Raw genomic sequence first — 15,712 nt, forward strand, 5'->3', positions numbered from 1 at the left:
CTACTGCGCGCCCGTCGCCTTCAGTGCCGTGTCCCGCTTGATCGCCGCGTCCCGCCTGCGGACGTACCAGACGCCGATCAGTCCCAGCCCGCCCCCGGCCAGGCAGGTCCACAGCCACCACAGGTGACCGTGGTCGTCGAACCAGCCGTAGAAGGGCAGCTGGACGAGGAAGAGCACGAACCACACGATCGTGCCGCCGGTGACGGTGGCGACCACGGGGCCCTCCAGGGGCTCGGGCGCCTCGTGCTTGGGGGTCCACTTGGCCATGGGAGACAGCTTATGGGCCGGAACCGGGCCGCTGACCGGCCGATCAGGTCTACGCGCGGAGATGGCGATCTCTCTCTCATATCTTCATACTGAAACCGTTTGTCTCTGACCACTTCCGCTCGTATGAAACTCCAACGGGGCTCGGGGGAACCCCGCTGGTGATGAGGATCGCGCATGTCCACCTCGGCACCCGCCAAGGTCCCCACCCCCGAGAAGCCGGGCGGTGCGCCCGGTTTCGGCGCCCTCGACCGCTACTTCAGGATCTCCGAGCGCGGCAGCTCCGTCGCCCGGGAAGTCCGTGGCGGTCTCGCCACCTTCTTCGCGATGGCGTACATCATCGTGCTGAACCCGATCATCCTCGGCAGCGCGAAGGACATGTACGGGCATCATCTGGACAACGGCCAGCTGGTGACGGCGACCGCGCTGACGGCCGCGTTCTCCACGCTGCTCATGGGTGTCATCGGCAACGTGCCGATCGCGCTCGCCGCCGGCCTCGGTGTGAACTCGGTCGTCGCGCTCCAGCTGGCGCCCCGCATGTCCTGGCCGGACGCCATGGGCATGGTCGTACTGGCCGGTTTCGTGGTCATGCTGCTGGTCGCCACGGGTCTGCGCGAGCGCGTCATGAACGCCGTGCCGTTCGGTCTGCGCAAGGCGATCTCGATCGGCATCGGCCTGTTCATCATGCTGATCGGCCTGGTCGACTCCGGCTTCGTCACCCGTATGCCGGACGCCGCCCAGACCACCGTCCCGCTCCAGCTGGGCACGGGCGGCCACCTCACCGGCTGGCCGGTGCTCGTGTTCATCCTGGGCGCGCTGCTCACCTTCGCGCTGATGGTCCGCAAGGTGCCGGGCGCGATCCTCATCTCCATCGTCGGCATGACCGTGCTCGCGGTGGTCGTCAACGCGGTCGCCACGGTCCCCTCCTGGGGCCTGACGGTGCCGAAGTGGCCGGGCAACCCGGTCGCCACCCCCGACTTCGGCCTGGTCGGGCACGTCAGCCTGTTCGGCGGCTTCTCCAAGGTCGGCGTGCTGACCGGCATCCTGTTCGTCTTCACCGTGCTGCTGTCGTGCTTCTTCGACGCGATGGGCACGATCATGGGCATCAGTGACGAGGCCAAGCTGACCGACGCCCAGGGCTACATGCCGGGCATCAACAAGGTCCTGCTCGTCGACGGCCTCGCCGTCGCCGCGGGCGGTGCCAGCTCCTCCTCGGCCACCACCGCCTTCGTGGAGTCCACGGCGGGCGTCGGCGAAGGCGCCCGTACCGGCCTCGCGAACGTCGTCACGGGCGGTCTGTTCGCCGTGGCGCTGTTCCTCACCCCGGTCGCGACGATGGTCCCGTCCCAGGCGGCCACCCCGGCGCTGGTCGCGGTCGGCTTCCTGATCCTGTCGAACTCCGTCACGGAGATCGACTGGGCGGACTACACCATCGCGATCCCCGCCTTCGTGACGATGCTGATGATGCCGTTCACCTACTCGATCACGAACGGCATCGGCATGGGCTTCATCACCTTCACGGTGCTGCGCCTGGTCGCCGGACGCGCCCGGCAGATCCCGGTGCCGATGTACGTGGTCTCGGCGGTCTTCGCCTTCTACTACCTGATGCCGGCCCTGGGCCTGACCTGAGCCCGCGCGTGAGCCGTCACGTGACCCCGTAGAACCTCTCCGTCTCCTCGACGGCGGTCTGGAACCGCTCGTCGAAGTCATCGCGAATGAGCGTCCGGACGACATAGTCCTGGACGCTCATTCCTCTTCTCGCCGCGTGGTTCCGGAGCCTTTCGAGCAGCTCCCCGTCTATCCGCAGGCTGAGCACGCTGGTCCCCATGCGTACGAGGGTCGCCACATCCGGCCGTCCGGTGCGTCGCTTTCCCGCACCGGCTCACCCGTTCGGGTGATCGATGGGTTCGGTGGCGGGTGTCACGGGCACCGCGGGCGCGCCCGGTGGTCTTTAGTCAGGGTAATGAGTTACCCTAAAGAACATGCCGGACCTTACCCATGGCGACGACGCTGCCGCCGTGAACGCCCTCCGCTCCGCCGTGATGCGGCTGTCCCGTCGCCTCAAGCACCAGCGGGTCGACGAGTCGCTGAGCCCCACCGAGATGTCGGTGCTCGGCACCCTCTTCCGCTGCGGCTCGGCCACCCCGGGCGAACTCGCCCGCAAGGAGCACGTCCAGCCGCCGTCGATGACCCGCATCGTCGCGCTGCTCGAAGCCAAGGGACTGGTCCGGTTGGAGCCGCACCCCGAGGACCGACGCCAGAAGGTCGTCACCCAGACCGAACAGGCCGAGGCGATGCTCGAAGAGAGCCGCCGTAAGCGCAACGCGTTCCTGGCCGGCCTGGTCGAGGGCCTCGACGAGGACGAGTGGGCCGCCCTGCGCGCCGCCGCCCCCGTGCTGGAGAAGCTCGCACACCTGTAAGCGCACCACCCAAGGAGGGGACCCTTTTGAGTACGGGATCCGGAGCACCTTCCGCCCCCGCACCGACCACTACCACCCCCGTTTCCCGCAAGTCCTCGATGTTCAGCTCGCTGAAGATCCGGAACTACCGCCTCTTCTTCGTCGGCCAGGCCGTCTCCAACACCGGTACCTGGATGCAGCGCATCGCGCAGGACTGGCTGGTCCTCGGCCTCACCGGGTCCTCCGCGGCCGTCGGCATCACGACGGCCCTGCAGTTCCTGCCGATGCTGCTGTTCGGTCTGTACGGCGGCGTCCTCGTGGACCGCCTGCCCAAGCGGCCCGCCCTGCTGGTCACCCAGTCCTCGATGGCCCTCACCGGTCTCGCGCTCGCCGCGCTGACCCTCACCGGCCATGTCCAGGTCTGGCACGTCTACGTCGCCGCCTTCGCCGTAGGTCTCGCCACGGTGGTCGACAACCCGGCCCGCCAGTCCTTCGTCTCGGAGATGGTCGGTCCCGACCAGCTGCAGAACGCGGTCAGCCTGAACTCGGCGAACTTCCAGTCCGCCCGGCTCGTCGGCCCCGCCGTGGCCGGCCTGATGATCACCGGTGTGGGCACCGGCTGGGCGTTCCTCGCCAACGGCCTGTCCTTCGCCGCGCCGATCGCCGGCCTGCTGCTGATGCGCGCCCGTGAACTGCACGTGGTGCGGCGCGCCCCGCGCGGCAAGGGCCAGCTGCGGGAGGGGCTCAGCTATGTGGCGAAGCGGCCGGAGCTGATCTGGCCGATCGTCCTGGTCGGCTTCATCGGCACCTTCGGCTTCAACTTCCCGGTGTGGCTCTCCGCCTACGCGGACGACGTGTTCGACGCCGGAGCCGGCGCCTACAGCCTCTTCAACACCCTGATGGCCGTCGGCTCGCTGGTCGGCGCGCTGCTGGCCGCCCGGCGCGGCACGGCCCGGCTGCGGGTCCTGACCGCCGCCGCGCTGGCCTTCGGCACGCTGGAGATCGTGGCCGCGGTGGCGCCGTCGTACTGGCTGTTCGCGCTGCTCATGGTGCCGATCGGGATCTTCGGCCTGACGGTGAACGTCACCGCGAACACCGCCGTGCAGATGGGCACCGACCCGGCCATGCGCGGCCGGGTGATGGCCCTGTTCATGATGGTGTTCATGGGCGGCACGCCGCTGGGCGCGCCGGTGGTCGGCTGGATCACCGACACCTACGGCGCCCGGATCGGCTTCGCGGCCGGCGGGGTGGTGTCCGCCCTCGCGGCCGGCGCGATCGGGCTGGTCCTGGCCCGCGTCGGCGACCTGCGGCTGTCCGTGGGCTGGCACCGCGGCCACCCGCGGGTCCGGTTCGTCCCGCGCGAGCGGGAACAGCTGGCGACGGCCGCCTGAGCGTCCCGCGGGGCCGGGGCACCAGGGATCCCGGAGCAGAGGTCCCGGAGGGGGCTAGCCGACCCTCCGGGCCAGCACCTGTCCCGGCCAGTCGTCCGGGCCGTGGGTGTAGGTGTGCGCCGGGGTGAAGCCGTGGGCCTCGTAGTAGGCGACGAGCGCGCGGTCCCCGCCCGCGTAACAGTCCACGCGCAGCAGGCGCACGCCGGCCCGCCGGGTCACCTCGGCGGCGTGCTCCAGCAGCGCGCCGCCCGCGCCCCGCCCCTTGAAGCGGCGGTCGGAGGCGAGCCAGTGGATGTACCGCTCGGGCTCACCGGGCGGCGGAAGGTGGGACAGGTAGGAGCCGGGCCCGTCGGTGAGGGTGAGGGTCGCGGCCGGCACGCCGTCGACCTCGGCGATGTACGTGGTGCCCTCGTCCATGGCCCGTACGACCGCCGCCACCGTCTTCTCGTGCCGCGACAGGGGCTCGGTGCCCCACTGGACCGTGCGCCCCTGTGAGACGAGCCACTCCACGCTGCTGTCGAGCATGCCGAGTATCGCGGGGAGATCGCCGGGGCCGCCGTCACGAATGGTGATCGTCATCGCCCCATCATGCCCGCCGGGGGTCTGGGATCGTGAGGTCCATGAGACTCTTCGCCGCCGTACTGCCCCCGGAGGACATCGCGGACGAACTCGCCGCGGAGGTGACCCGGTTGCGGCAGCTGCCGGGCGCCGGCCGGCTGCGCTGGACCGGCCGTCCCGGCTGGCACTTCACCCTCGCCTTCTACGGCGAGGTCGCCGACGACCTGGTCCCGGCCCTGTCGGACCGCCTGGCCCGCGCGGCGCGGCGGGCGGCCCCCTTCACGCTCGCCGTCGCGGGCGGCGGCCAGTTCGGCCAGGGCCGCGCGCTGTGGGCGGGCGCCCGGGGAGACGTGGCGGAGCTGCGGCTGCTGGCCGGCCGGGCGGAGGCGGCGGCGCGCAAGGCTGGGATGCCGATGGGGGAGCACCGCCGTTACCAGGCCCATCTGACGCTGGCCCGCAGCCGGGACGCGGTGGACGTGGGGCCCTTCGTCGGTCTGCTCCACGAGTTCGCCGGCCGGAGCTGGAGCGTCACCGACGTGGCGCTGGTACGGAGTGAGCTGCCGAGGTCCGGGGTGCCGGGGGAGCAGCCGCGGTACGAGGTGGTCGCACGCTGGGCACTGGGCGCGGGCGGTTAGTCTCGAATACGTGGACCCGAAAACCCGGAACCGGATCATGGCCGGTGCGCTTGTGTTGTTGTTCGTCGTGGTGGCTCTGGCCTCGGCGATGCGCTGAGGCAGGGGAGCGGCGGGGAACCGCGCCCGTCCTTCCGCCGCGGGCCGTGGTGGCCGGGCGTGCGGTTCCCCGCGCCCCTCGCGGAGCGCTGCCCCTCCCGGCGCCTACCAGGCGAAGGCCTCCGGGGACGGCCCCGGGCCCGGGAAGATCTCGTCCAGGCCGGTCAGCAGTTCCTCGCTTGACCGTGGCCCGCGCGAGGAAGGCGAAGGGAGAGAGCGTCAGTGCCATCGCCAAGGCTCTGGGCGTCTCCCGGGCCACGCTGTACCGGCGCCTCGGAGACGACTCCTGACGGCGGAACCTGATGCCCTTGCCTGGAGCGGACTCGAAGCAGTTGGCTTGTGGCCCATGAAGTACACCCAGCTCGGACGCACCGGACTCAAGGTCAGCCGACTCGTTCTCGGCACGATGAACTTCGGTCCGCAGACAGACGAATCAACCAGCCACGGCATCATGGACGCCGCTCTCGACGCGGGTCTGAACTTTCTGGATACGGCCAACGTCTATGGGTGGGGTGAGAACAAGGGCCGCACCGAGGAGATCATCGGAACTTGGTTCGCCCAGGGTGGCGGGCGGCGCGACAAGGTCGTCCTCGCCACCAAGGTGTACGGGAACATGGCGGGCGACGGGGACGTCTGGCCCAACCACGACAAGCTCTCCGCGGTGAACATCCGACGGGCCGTCGACGCCTCCCTCAAGCGGCTGCAGACCGACTACATCGACATCTACCAGTTCCATCACATCGACCGGTCGACGCCATTCGAGGAGATCTGGCAGGCGATCGACGTCCTGGTCCAGCAGGGCAAGATCCTCTACGCGGGGTCGTCCAACTTCCCCGGCTACAAGATCGCCCAGGCCAACGAGACCGCGGCCCGGCACGGCCGCATGGGCCTGGTCAGCGAGCAGTGCCTCTACAACCTCGCTGAGCGCCGCGCCGAGATGGAGGTCATCCCGGCCGCGCAGGACTACGGCCTCGGTGTCATCCCCTGGTCTCCGCTGCACGGAGGACTGCTCGGCGGCGTCCTCAAGAAGGAGGCCACACAGGGGCGCCGGGCGAGCGGCCGCGCTGCCGACGCGCTCAAGGACACCAAGACACGCGAGCAGATCCAGGCGTACGAGAACCTCCTCGACAAGCACGGCCTGGAGCCCGGTGAGGCGGCACTGGCCTGGCTGCTGACCCGCCCCGGCGTCACCGGCCCGATCGTCGGCCCTCGCACGCAGGAGCAGCTGGACTCGGCGCTGCGCGCCCTACAGCTGGAGCTGAGCGAGGAACTGCTGACGTCTCTGGACGAGATCTTCCCCGGTCCCGGACCGTCTCCCGAAGCCTTCGCATGGTGAGGTAGCGGGTCTGTGTCGGAGTCGTCGCCTTCTGCTTGCGTTCGAGGCGAGTGGGAGGCGGCGGCTTCGTCGTTTCCACTCGGGGTTGACGCTCACCGCTCCTGCGGACGGCCTGGAGTGCGCTCCAGACAAGGGCTTGTGGGCCGGGTGTCGCGCGGCAGGCGGCGCCCTAGTCCCGGGGAAAGCCGTCGGTCGGCAGGACGAGGTCGACCACCGTGCCGGTCAGGTCGAGGCCGGTGCCGAAGTCCACCGCCGTCCGGGTCCCGTAGTCGCCGTCCTTGGGGTCGGTGTAGACGAAGCAGCGCCCCTGGCAGGGGTCGGCGATGACGTAGAGCGGGACTTCGGCCTCCGCGTAGGCGAGCCTCTTGGGGCCGTAGTCGTTGGAGGCGGTGCCCTGGGAGATGACCTCGGCGACGAACTCGACGTCCTGGTACCGCCAGTGACCCTTGTCGTCCTTCTTCGCCGACTCCTTGAGCAGGGCGACGTCGGGGCAGAAGCCGTTCTTGTCACCCGGGAAGTCGATACGAACGTCGGAGAACACCCTGTCCATCCCGAACCTCTTCGCGACGGCGCTCGCGATACGGAAGGTGATTCCCCAGTGAGAGTCCCGCTGCGGCGCCATGAAGATGTAGCCCCCGACGATCTCGACCCTGAATCCTTCGGGGACGGGCATCCGCTCCAGGCGCTCGAACAACTCGTCCAGACCCTGGGTGTTCGCGTCGGCGTCGGCCATCTCGGTCCTGTCTTCGAGGACGGTCATCGTGGCACCCCGGCCGCCCCGTCGCTCAGCGCGGCCGCGCTGTACAACGATAGGCACGCCCGCCGGGAGACGGCGGACTCCGGTCAGGCCGTTCCAGCCCCGTACGCCTGTCCGACCCCCCACGCCTGCCACATCGCCCCCGCGAACGCCTTCGCGATCAGGTGCTCGCCGCGCGCGTTGGGATGCGTGCCGTCGTAGGTGTCGGTGTGGATGTCGTACGACTCCGGGGCCGAGGCCAGCAGCAGCGGGGAGCGGGGCCCGTCCAGGTCGGCCACCGTCTTGGCGAGCAGCACGTTGAACCGGTCCACCTGGTCGGCGAAGGCCTCGTCCGCCGCGGCCCGGATGTTCGGGATGACCGGCAGCACCACCATCCGGATGCGTGGGTCCGCCTCCCGCGCGTTGGCGACGAAGGCCCGTACGTTCTCCCCCGTCTGCTCGGCGTTGGTGTAGAAGCCCAGGTCGATCAGGCCCAGGGAGACCAGGAGGACGCCGGGGCGGTGGGCCCGTACCGCGTCGCCGATCAGCGGGGCCATGTGCAGCCAGCCCTCGCCCCAGCCCGCCAGGTGGGCGCGCGGGAAGTCGGGGTCGGCGTAGGCGAGGGACGTCGGGGCGTCGGCCTGCTTGTCGTACAGCGTCTCGCGCGGGCCGACGAACGTGAACGGGCCGCCGTACGTCGCGCACAGGTGCCGCCACAGACGGTGACGCCAGGTGTGTTCGCCCGCGCTCCCTATCGTCATGGAGTCGCCCACGGGCATGAACCTCAGCATCCGGTCATGATGGACGATCTCCGGGGCCCGTGGGACCGCGGGGTCTGTGAGGCGGACCACGTCGGCCGAACCCCCGCCGGAAATGGCAGGCTTGGGGCATGCGTCGACCGTTCGCCCTTCTCGCCGGGTTGCTGCTCGCCGGTGCCTGCGCGCTGCCCGCCTCCGCCGACACCCCCGGCGACCAGGGGTTCACCATCAAGGACCCGCGGGTCACCGAGTCCAGCGGACTCGCCGCCTCCCGGCTGCACCCCGGTGTCTACTGGACGCACAACGACAGCGACGACGGGCCGTACCTGTACGCCGTGGACAGCGCCACCGGCAGGACCGTCGCCCGGATCACCCTGCGCGGCATCGGCTCCCCGAGGGACGTCGAGGCGATCTCCATCGGGCCGCACAACGAGATCTACGCCGGTGACATCGGTGACAACCTCGGCGGCAAGTGGCCGTACGTGTGGATCTACAAGCTGCCCGAGCCCAAGCGGCTGACGGACCAGACGGTCACGGCCACGCAGTACGTCGTGAAGTACGAGAACGGCCCGCGGGACGCGGAGTCGCTGCTCGTCCACCCGAAGACCGGCCGCGTCTACATCATCGACAAGAAGCAGGACGGCGGGCACCTGTACGAAGGCCCGGCCACCCTCTCCACGTCCGGCGCGAACGTCTTCCGGCCTGTGGCGCCCGTGGACCTCTGGGCCACCGACGCCGCCTTCTCCCCCGACGGCCGCCACCTCGCCGTGCGCGGCTACCTCGGCGGCATCTACTACGACTGGAACGGCGGCCGGATCAAGCGCAGGTCGGCCCTGGACGTGCCCTTGCAGGGGCAGGGCGAGTCCGTGTCCTACTCCGCCGACGGCACCAGGCTGATGTACGGCAGCGAGGGCGCGGACAGTGCCGTACAGGCCAAGGACGCCCCCGACCGGCCCGCCGGCAAGTCGCCCTCGGCGGCGGGCGGTTCGGGCTCCTCGGCGGACAAGGGGAGCGGCGGGAGCCTCAAGGTGGGCGCGGTGATCGTCGTGGCCGGCCTGGCCGCCCTGTTCGGGCTGCGGCGGCTGCGGCGGAGCTGACGCGGGAGGCGGTACGGCGGCACGGCTGTACCGAGGCTCGTCGCAAGCCTCGGCGTGCCCATGGTGTCTCAGTTTCCCGGGAGGCGCGCGGCGCATGGGAGCGCGCAACGCCCTGGCGCGCGGCCCACGCCGACCACGCGGCCGGACCCGCACCGAGGCGAGGGTCCGGCCGGCGGACGGTCAGTCCTCGTACAGGCCGACGCCCTCGCCGGCCGCCGCGCGCACCAGGACGCCGGCCAGCTCCACCGGGGCGGAGAGCATCGGGTAGTGCCCGGTGGCCAGTTCGAAGAAGGTGACTCCGGGTTCGGCGAGCTTGGCGAACCGCGGCAGGCCGGTGCCGTGCAGCGTGCGGGCGAACTCCAGACTGAGGCCGTTCGCGAGGCAGAACACCCCGGTGGTCGGGAGCTTGAGCCAGGCGCCGGTCAGCTCGATCGGCTCGGTGACGGTCCGCACCGGCTGCGGGGTGGCCAGCCGGTGGTAGCGCTCCAGCTCCGCCGGCGGGACGGCGTGCACCGCCGGGATCTCCTCGGGCACCGGGATGACACCGCCGAGGACGCGGTCCAGCAGGCCGAGCTGCGGCATCTGCGCCACCACCGACTCACCCGGCTCCGGGAAGCCGGTGTCCACGAACACCACCCGGGCGACCTGCCCGGGGCGCCGGTCGGCCGCCGCGAGAGCCGGGAAGATGCCGTAGCTGTGCGCCACCAGCACAACCCCCGGTCCCTCCGAGTCGAGCAGTGCCGTCACGGCGTCGGTGTGCTCGCCCAGCCCCACACCGGCGGGGTCCTCCCCCGCCCGCTCGGCCATGCCGGGCAACGTGACCCCAAGCGCCCGGTGTCCCTGCGCGGTCAGCTCGGCGGTCACCGCCTCCCACGCCCAGCCACCCATGAAAAGTCCCGGGACCAGCAGAAACGTCGTCATCACAGCCCTCTTTCGAAGCATCGCCCGTGCGTCCGGCCGACACGGTAGGACCTCCCCCTGGGGGAGATTCCAGCCGTTGCCCGCGAACCAGCGGCGCCGAGGAGCCTCGTACCTCCGGCAGTCGGCGTGGGCATCGCGCACACGAAGGGCGCCCGGCGTGTTCGCCGGGCGCCCTTCGCCGTCGTACGGGAAACGACTACAGCTTCTCGATCACGTAGTCGACGCACTTCGTCAGCGCCTCGACGTCCGCCGGGTCGATCGCCGGGAACATCGCGACGCGCAGCTGGTTGCGGCCGAGCTTGCGGTACGGCTCGGTGTCCACGACGCCGTTGGCGCGCAGCACCTTCGCGACGGCGGCGGCGTCGATCTCGTCGGAGAAGTCGATCGTGCCGATGACCTGCGAGCGCTTGGCCGGATCGGCGACGAACGGCGTGGCGTGCTTCGACTCCTCCGCCCAGCTGTACAGGCGGGTCGAGGAGTCCTTCGTGCGGGCCGTGGACCAGGCGAGGCCGCCCTGGCCGTTGAGCCACTCCAGCTGCTCGTTCAGGAGGAAGAGCGTGGCGAGGGCCGGGGTGTTGTACGTCTGGTTCTTGCGGGAGTTGTCGATCGCCGTCGGGAGCGAGAAGAACTCCGGGACGTGGCGGCCGGAGGCGTGGATCCGCTCGGCGCGCTCGATCGCGGCCGGGGAGAACACGCCGATCCACAGGCCGCCGTCGGAGGCGAAGGACTTCTGCGGGGCGAAGTAGTAGACGTCCGTCTCGGCGATGTCGACCGGCAGGCCGCCCGCGCCGGAGGTCGCGTCCACCAGCACGAGCGCGCCCTCGTCGGCACCGGCCACGCGCTTGATCGGCATGGCGACACCGGTGGAGGTCTCGTTGTGGGTGAAGGCGTAGACGTCGACGCCCGCCTCGGCCGTGGGCTCCGGGTGGTCGCCCGGGTCGGCGGCGATGACGGTCGGGTCGGCGAGCCAGGGGGCGAGCTTGGCCGCCTTGGCGAACTTGGAGGAGAACTCACCGAAGTTCAGGTGCTGCGACTTGTTCTCGATCAGGCCGTGCGTGGCGATGTCCCAGAACGCGGTGGAGCCGCCGTTGCCGAGGACGACCTCGTAGCCCTCGGGGAGGGAGAACAGCTCGGAGATGCCCTCGCGGACCTTGCCGACCAGGTTCTTCACCGGTGCCTGGCGGTGGGAGGTGCCCAGCAGGGACGTACCGGTGGCGGCGAGGGCGTCCAGCGCCTCGGTCCGCACCTTGGAGGGGCCCGCGCCGAAGCGTCCGTCGGCGGGCTTGATGTCAGCGGGAATCTGGATGTCGGCCACGGAAGGAGGTTAACCGCTGACGGAAAGCGAGGTGGAGACGTGTCCGTCCGATGAGACGAGATCACCGGCACGTGGACTTGTGAGGTCGTACGACGATCATGGCGGGGCTGTGGAAAACCTCCGGTGACTGTCCGTGAGGGGATGCATCCTGGACGCATGACAGATCTCGCGGGTCTCGGGGACGCGCTGCGCAAGGCCGTCCGGGGCGAGGTCGGCTTCGACGCCACCGCCCGGGCGCTGGTCACCATGGACGCGTCGAACTACCGGCGGGTCCCGCTGGGGGTGGTGGCGCCCAGAGACGCCGACGACGTGGCCGCCGTGCTGGAGGTGTGCCGGGCGCGCGGGGTGCCGGTGGTGGCGCGCGGCGGCGGCACGTCGATCGCCGGGCAGGCGACCGGCACCGGCGTGGTGCTGGACTTCACCCGGCACATGACCGGCCTGCTGGAGCTGGACCCGGGCAGCCGTACGGCCGTCGTGCAGCCCGGGCTCGTCCTCGACCGGCTCCAGGAGGCCGCCGCCCCGCACGGACTGCGGTTCGGCCCCGATCCCTCCACGCACAGCAGATGCACGCTCGGCGGGATGATCGGCAACAACGCGTGCGGCTCCCACTCGGTCGCCTGGGGCACGACCGCGGACAGCGTGCGGGAGCTGTCCGTCACCACCGCGCGCGGGCGGCGGCTGCGGCTCGGCCCCGGCTGGGCGGGCGCCCCGGACGGGCTGCGGGAGCTGGCCGAGGCGGAACTGGCCAGGCTGCGCACGGGTTTCCCGGAGCTGCCCCGCCGCATCTCCGGTTACGCGCTGGACGCCTTGCTGCCCGAGAAGGGCGCGGACGTCGCCCGCTCCTTCTGCGGCTCCGAGGGCACCCTCGGCATCCTCACCGAGGCGGTGGTCCGCCTGGTGGAGAACCCCCGCGCCCGTGCCCTGGCCGTGCTGGCGTACGCCGACGAGGGCGCCGCCGCCGAGGCCGCGGCGGGCCTGCTGCCGCTGCGGCCGCTCACGGTGGAGGGCATGGCCGCCGACCTGGTGCCGGCCGGGGCCGGGCTGCCCGGGGGCGGCGCCTGGCTGTTCGTGGAGACCGGCGGGGAGACGGCGGCGGAGGCGCGGGCGCGCGCGGGGAAGATCGTGCGCGCGGCCGATGCCGTGGGCGCGCTGGTCGTGACCGACGCGGCGGCCCAGCGCGCGCTGTGGCGCATCCGGGAGGACGCGAGCGGCACGGCCACCCGGATGCCGGACGGCACGGAGGCGTGGCCCGGCTGGGAGGACTGCGCGGTGCCCCCGGCCCGGCTCGGCGGCTACCTCCGCGACTTCCGGGCCCTGCTGGCGGCCCACGGCCTGCGCGGCACGCCGTACGGCCACTTCGGCGACGGCTGCGTCCACGTCCGCATCGACTTCGACCTGCTCACCGCGACCGGCGTCGGCCGCTTCCGCCGCTTCTCCGAGGAACTGGCCGACCTGGTGGTCTCCCACGGCGGTTCGCTGTCCGGCGAGCACGGCGACGGACAGGCCCGCGCGGAACTCCTGCCCCGCATGTACGGCGAGGAGACGGTGGCCCTGTTCGAGCGGGCCAAGGCGGTCTGGGACCCCGACGACCTGCTCAACCCCGGCATGCTGGTCCGCCCGGCGCGGCTGGACGAGAACCTCCGCTTCTCCGTGCTGCCCCGCCGCCCGGTCGACGTGGCCTTCGGCTATCCCGCGGACGGCGGTGACTTCGGCGCGGCCGTCCGCCGCTGCGTCGGCGTCGCCAAGTGCCGTACGGCCACGGCGGCCGGGCCCGCCGTGATGTGCCCCTCCTTCCGGGCGACCGGCGAGGAGGAGCACTCCACCCGGGGCCGGGCCCGGCTGCTGCACGAGATGCTGGCGGGCGAGGTGGTCACCGACGGCTGGCGGTCCACGGAGGTCCTCGACTCCCTCGACCTCTGCCTGTCCTGCAAGGGCTGCCGCTCGGACTGCCCGGTCGGCGTGGACATGGCCACCTACAAGGCCGAGTTCCTGCACCACCACTACGCCGGCCGCCGCCGCCCCGCCGCCCACCACAGCATGGGCCGGCTGCCGCAGTGGCTGCGCTGGGCGGCCCGGACGCGCTCGGCTCCGCTGTTCAACGCGCTCGCCTCGGCCCGGCCGCTGGCGCGGGTGGTCAAGCGCCTGGGCGGGATCACACCGGAGCGGGAGATCCCCCGGCTGGCCAGGGAGACGTTCAGCGGGTGGTGGCGGAGGAGGAGGCCCGCGCGGGGCGCCGGGGAGCTGGTGACGGTGTGGCCGGACACCTTCACCGAGCATCTGGCGCCCTCCGTCGGCCGGGCCGCCGTCCGGGTGCTGGAGGCCGCGGGACTGCGCGTGGCGCTCCCGCCGACGCTGGTCCCGCGCGGAGGAGCGATCGGCGACGGCAGATCCCGGTCGGCCACCGCGCTGCTGACGGCCCGCCGGGGCCGGGTCTGCTGCGGCCTGACCTATGTCTCCACCGGCCAACTGGACCACGCCCGTGCGGTACTGCGCCGCACGCTGGACCTGATGGAGCCGGTGCTGCGGGCCGGGGTGCCGGTGGTCGTCCTGGAGCCGAGCTGTGCCGCGGCCCTCCGCTCCGACCTCCCCGAACTCCTCCCGGACGACCCGCGTGCCGCCCGCCTCTCCTCGGCCGTCCTCACCTTCGCCGAGACCCTGGAGCGGCATGCCCCGCACTGGTCGCCGCCCACCGTCGACCGCCCGGTCACCGGCCAGACCCACTGCCACCAGCACGCGGTGCTCGGTGACGGCGCCGACCGCCGGCTGCGCGAGTCGGCGGGCCTGACCGGTGAGTTGAGCGGAGGGTGCTGCGGCTTCGCGGGCAACTTCGGTTTCGAGCGGGGCCACTTCGAGGTGTCCCGGGCCTGCGCGGAGGAGCAGCTCCTGCCGGCGGTGCGGGAGGCCCCCGAGGGCACGCTGGTCCTGGCGGACGGCTTCTCCTGCCGGACCCAGCTGGAGCACCTGGCCGGGGCGCGGGGGCGGCACCTGGCGGAGGTGCTGGCGGAGGCGTTGGATCAGCGGGCAGGAGGCGCGGAGGGAACGGGGGAGGCGAAGTGACCGCGGAAGGAGCGGCCGGGGAGGGAGTGGCCGAGGGGGGTGTCGCCGAGTAAGGGAAGCTCTCAGCTTCATAAGAGCGGGCCGGCCCTCCGGTTCCGGCATCCGGGACAGCTCCTAAAGGGGTTCACACACCTGTCGAAGTCCATTACCCTGAACCGGGTAGTACATCGCGATGAACGAACCCGATCAAGCACCTGGACCGAACGTGACCGCCACACCCAGCACCACCACGCAGAGCCCGGTCACCCCCGCCGGAGGGCAACAGCGCCTCGGCCCCGTCGGGCTGGTGCTGGCAGGGTGCGTCTCGGTGCAGTTCGGCGGCGCCCTGGCGGTGACCCTGATGCCCCGGGTGGGCGCGCCGGGTGTGGTCGCCCTGCGCCTCCTCGCGGCGGCGGTCGTCCTCCTCCTGGTCTGCCGCCCCCGCCTGCGCGGCCACTCGCGCGCCGACTGGGGCACGGTGGTCGTCTTCGGTATCGCCATGGGCGCGATGAACGGCCTGTTCTACGAGGCGGTCTCCCGTATCCCGCTGGGCGCGGCGGTCACCCTCGAAGTCCTCGGGCCGCTGGCCCTGTCCGTCTTGGCCTCCCGCCGCGCGATCAACGCGCTCTGGGCCGGCCTGGCCCTCGCGGGCGTCTTCCTGCTCGGCGGCGGAGGCTTCGGTGACCTGGACCCCACAGGTGTCGCCTTCGCCCTGGGGGCGGGAGCCATGTGGGCGGCCTACATCGTCTTCAGCGCCCGCACCGGCCGCCGCTTCCCCCAGGCGGACGGCCTGGCCCTGGCCATGGCGGTGGCGGCGCTCCTCTTCCTCCCCATCGGCATAGCCTCGGCGGGCACCCGTCTGCTGGACCCCACCACCATCGCCCTGGGCTCGGCGGTGGCCCTGCTCTCCTCGGTGCTGCCCTACACCCTCGAACTCCTGGCCCTGCGCCGCCTGCCCGCCTCGACGTTCGCGATCCTGATGAGCCTGGAACCGGCCATCGCGGCAACGGCCGGCTTCCTGATCCTCGACCAGTCCCTGTCGGCGACGGAAGCAGCCGCCATCGCCCTGGTCATCGCGGCCAGCATCGGCGCGGTCCGTACCCAGGTGGGCCGGGGCAAGGCCCGCGTGGAACCGGCCCCGGAGTCCTGACACCCCGCCCGCCCCGCCCG

At 71.8% G+C, this 15,712-nt stretch carries 16 protein-coding genes; 9 read left to right on the top strand and 7 right to left on the bottom strand.

Going from position 1 to position 15,712, the window contains the following annotated elements:
- Positions 1–267, bottom strand: a complete 267-nt coding sequence (locus AB0B40_RS10165) for a DUF2530 domain-containing protein (protein ID WP_345051272.1) — start codon at positions 265–267, stop codon at positions 1–3.
- A gap of 174 nt (positions 268–441) precedes the next feature.
- Between AB0B40_RS10165 and AB0B40_RS10170 the strand changes: the two genes are divergently transcribed.
- On the top strand, positions 442–1,893 hold the full coding sequence (locus tag AB0B40_RS10170) for an NCS2 family permease (protein ID WP_345051269.1): 1,452 nt from the start codon (positions 442–444) through the stop codon (positions 1,891–1,893).
- A gap of 16 nt (positions 1,894–1,909) precedes the next feature.
- Here the strand turns inward: AB0B40_RS10170 and AB0B40_RS10175 are convergent, their stop codons facing one another.
- A complete protein-coding gene (locus AB0B40_RS10175; protein ID WP_345051267.1) occupies positions 1,910–2,092 on the bottom strand; it encodes a ribbon-helix-helix protein, CopG family in 183 nt (60 codons plus the stop codon).
- Between the two features lie 154 nt (positions 2,093–2,246).
- Here AB0B40_RS10175 and AB0B40_RS10180 point away from each other — a divergent pair, with 154 nt between their 5' ends.
- Positions 2,247–2,684, top strand: coding sequence for a MarR family transcriptional regulator (locus AB0B40_RS10180; RefSeq protein WP_184965703.1), 438 nt, complete (start codon positions 2,247–2,249; stop codon positions 2,682–2,684).
- Between the two features lie 26 nt (positions 2,685–2,710).
- A complete protein-coding gene (locus AB0B40_RS10185) occupies positions 2,711–4,054 on the top strand; it encodes an MFS transporter (protein ID WP_345051262.1) in 1,344 nt (447 codons plus the stop codon).
- A gap of 54 nt (positions 4,055–4,108) precedes the next feature.
- Here AB0B40_RS10185 and AB0B40_RS10190 read toward each other — a convergent pair whose 3' ends face one another.
- The gene (locus AB0B40_RS10190; protein ID WP_345051260.1) at positions 4,109–4,633 is read right to left on the bottom strand and encodes a GNAT family N-acetyltransferase; all 525 of its coding nucleotides are present in this window, start codon (positions 4,631–4,633) and stop codon (positions 4,109–4,111) included.
- A gap of 41 nt (positions 4,634–4,674) precedes the next feature.
- Between AB0B40_RS10190 and thpR the strand changes: the two genes are divergently transcribed.
- The 3 genes from thpR to AB0B40_RS10205 all read left to right on the top strand — a co-directional run bounded on the left by thpR (position 4,675) and on the right by AB0B40_RS10205 (position 6,679).
- Positions 4,675–5,247, top strand: coding sequence for an RNA 2',3'-cyclic phosphodiesterase (gene thpR / locus AB0B40_RS10195; RefSeq protein WP_345051259.1), 573 nt, complete (start codon positions 4,675–4,677; stop codon positions 5,245–5,247).
- 281 nt (positions 5,248–5,528) lie between these two features.
- On the top strand, positions 5,529–5,633 hold the full coding sequence (locus tag AB0B40_RS10200) for a helix-turn-helix domain-containing protein (protein WP_345051465.1): 105 nt from the start codon (positions 5,529–5,531) through the stop codon (positions 5,631–5,633).
- Between the two features lie 56 nt (positions 5,634–5,689).
- Complete coding sequence (locus AB0B40_RS10205; protein ID WP_093724609.1) at positions 5,690–6,679, top strand: aldo/keto reductase; 990 nt, start codon at positions 5,690–5,692, stop codon at positions 6,677–6,679.
- Positions 6,680–6,848: 169 nt separating this feature from the next.
- Here the strand turns inward: AB0B40_RS10205 and AB0B40_RS10210 are convergent, their stop codons facing one another.
- Complete coding sequence (locus AB0B40_RS10210) at positions 6,849–7,439, bottom strand: Uma2 family endonuclease (RefSeq protein WP_362263666.1); 591 nt, start codon at positions 7,437–7,439, stop codon at positions 6,849–6,851.
- Positions 7,440–7,522: 83 nt separating this feature from the next.
- Positions 7,523–8,206, bottom strand: a complete 684-nt coding sequence (locus AB0B40_RS10215) for a GDSL-type esterase/lipase family protein (RefSeq protein ID WP_362263667.1) — start codon at positions 8,204–8,206, stop codon at positions 7,523–7,525.
- Positions 8,207–8,304: 98 nt separating this feature from the next.
- On the opposite strand from AB0B40_RS10215, the gene AB0B40_RS10220 reads away from it, so the two are divergent.
- Positions 8,305–9,270: a WD40 repeat domain-containing protein gene (locus AB0B40_RS10220; protein WP_345051254.1), complete on the top strand. Its 966-nt coding sequence runs from the start codon at positions 8,305–8,307 to the stop codon at positions 9,268–9,270.
- 180 nt (positions 9,271–9,450) lie between these two features.
- On the opposite strand, the gene AB0B40_RS10225 is transcribed toward AB0B40_RS10220, so the two are convergent.
- A complete protein-coding gene (locus AB0B40_RS10225) occupies positions 9,451–10,191 on the bottom strand; it encodes an alpha/beta fold hydrolase (protein WP_345051252.1) in 741 nt (246 codons plus the stop codon).
- 196 nt (positions 10,192–10,387) lie between these two features.
- Positions 10,388–11,506: a phosphoserine transaminase gene (serC, locus tag AB0B40_RS10230; RefSeq protein ID WP_362263668.1), complete on the bottom strand. Its 1,119-nt coding sequence runs from the start codon at positions 11,504–11,506 to the stop codon at positions 10,388–10,390.
- A gap of 156 nt (positions 11,507–11,662) precedes the next feature.
- Here serC and AB0B40_RS10235 point away from each other — a divergent pair, with 156 nt between their 5' ends.
- On the top strand, positions 11,663–14,563 hold the full coding sequence (locus tag AB0B40_RS10235) for an FAD-binding and (Fe-S)-binding domain-containing protein (RefSeq protein WP_362263669.1): 2,901 nt from the start codon (positions 11,663–11,665) through the stop codon (positions 14,561–14,563).
- Between the two features lie 205 nt (positions 14,564–14,768).
- Positions 14,769–15,692: an EamA family transporter gene (locus AB0B40_RS10240; protein WP_345051247.1), complete on the top strand. Its 924-nt coding sequence runs from the start codon at positions 14,769–14,771 to the stop codon at positions 15,690–15,692.
- The last annotated feature ends 20 nt before the right edge of the window (positions 15,693–15,712 follow it).

It is taken from the genome of Streptomyces sp. NPDC042638 (assembly GCF_040647235.1).
Taxonomy (GTDB): domain Bacteria; phylum Actinomycetota; class Actinomycetes; order Streptomycetales; family Streptomycetaceae; genus Streptomyces; species Streptomyces rameus.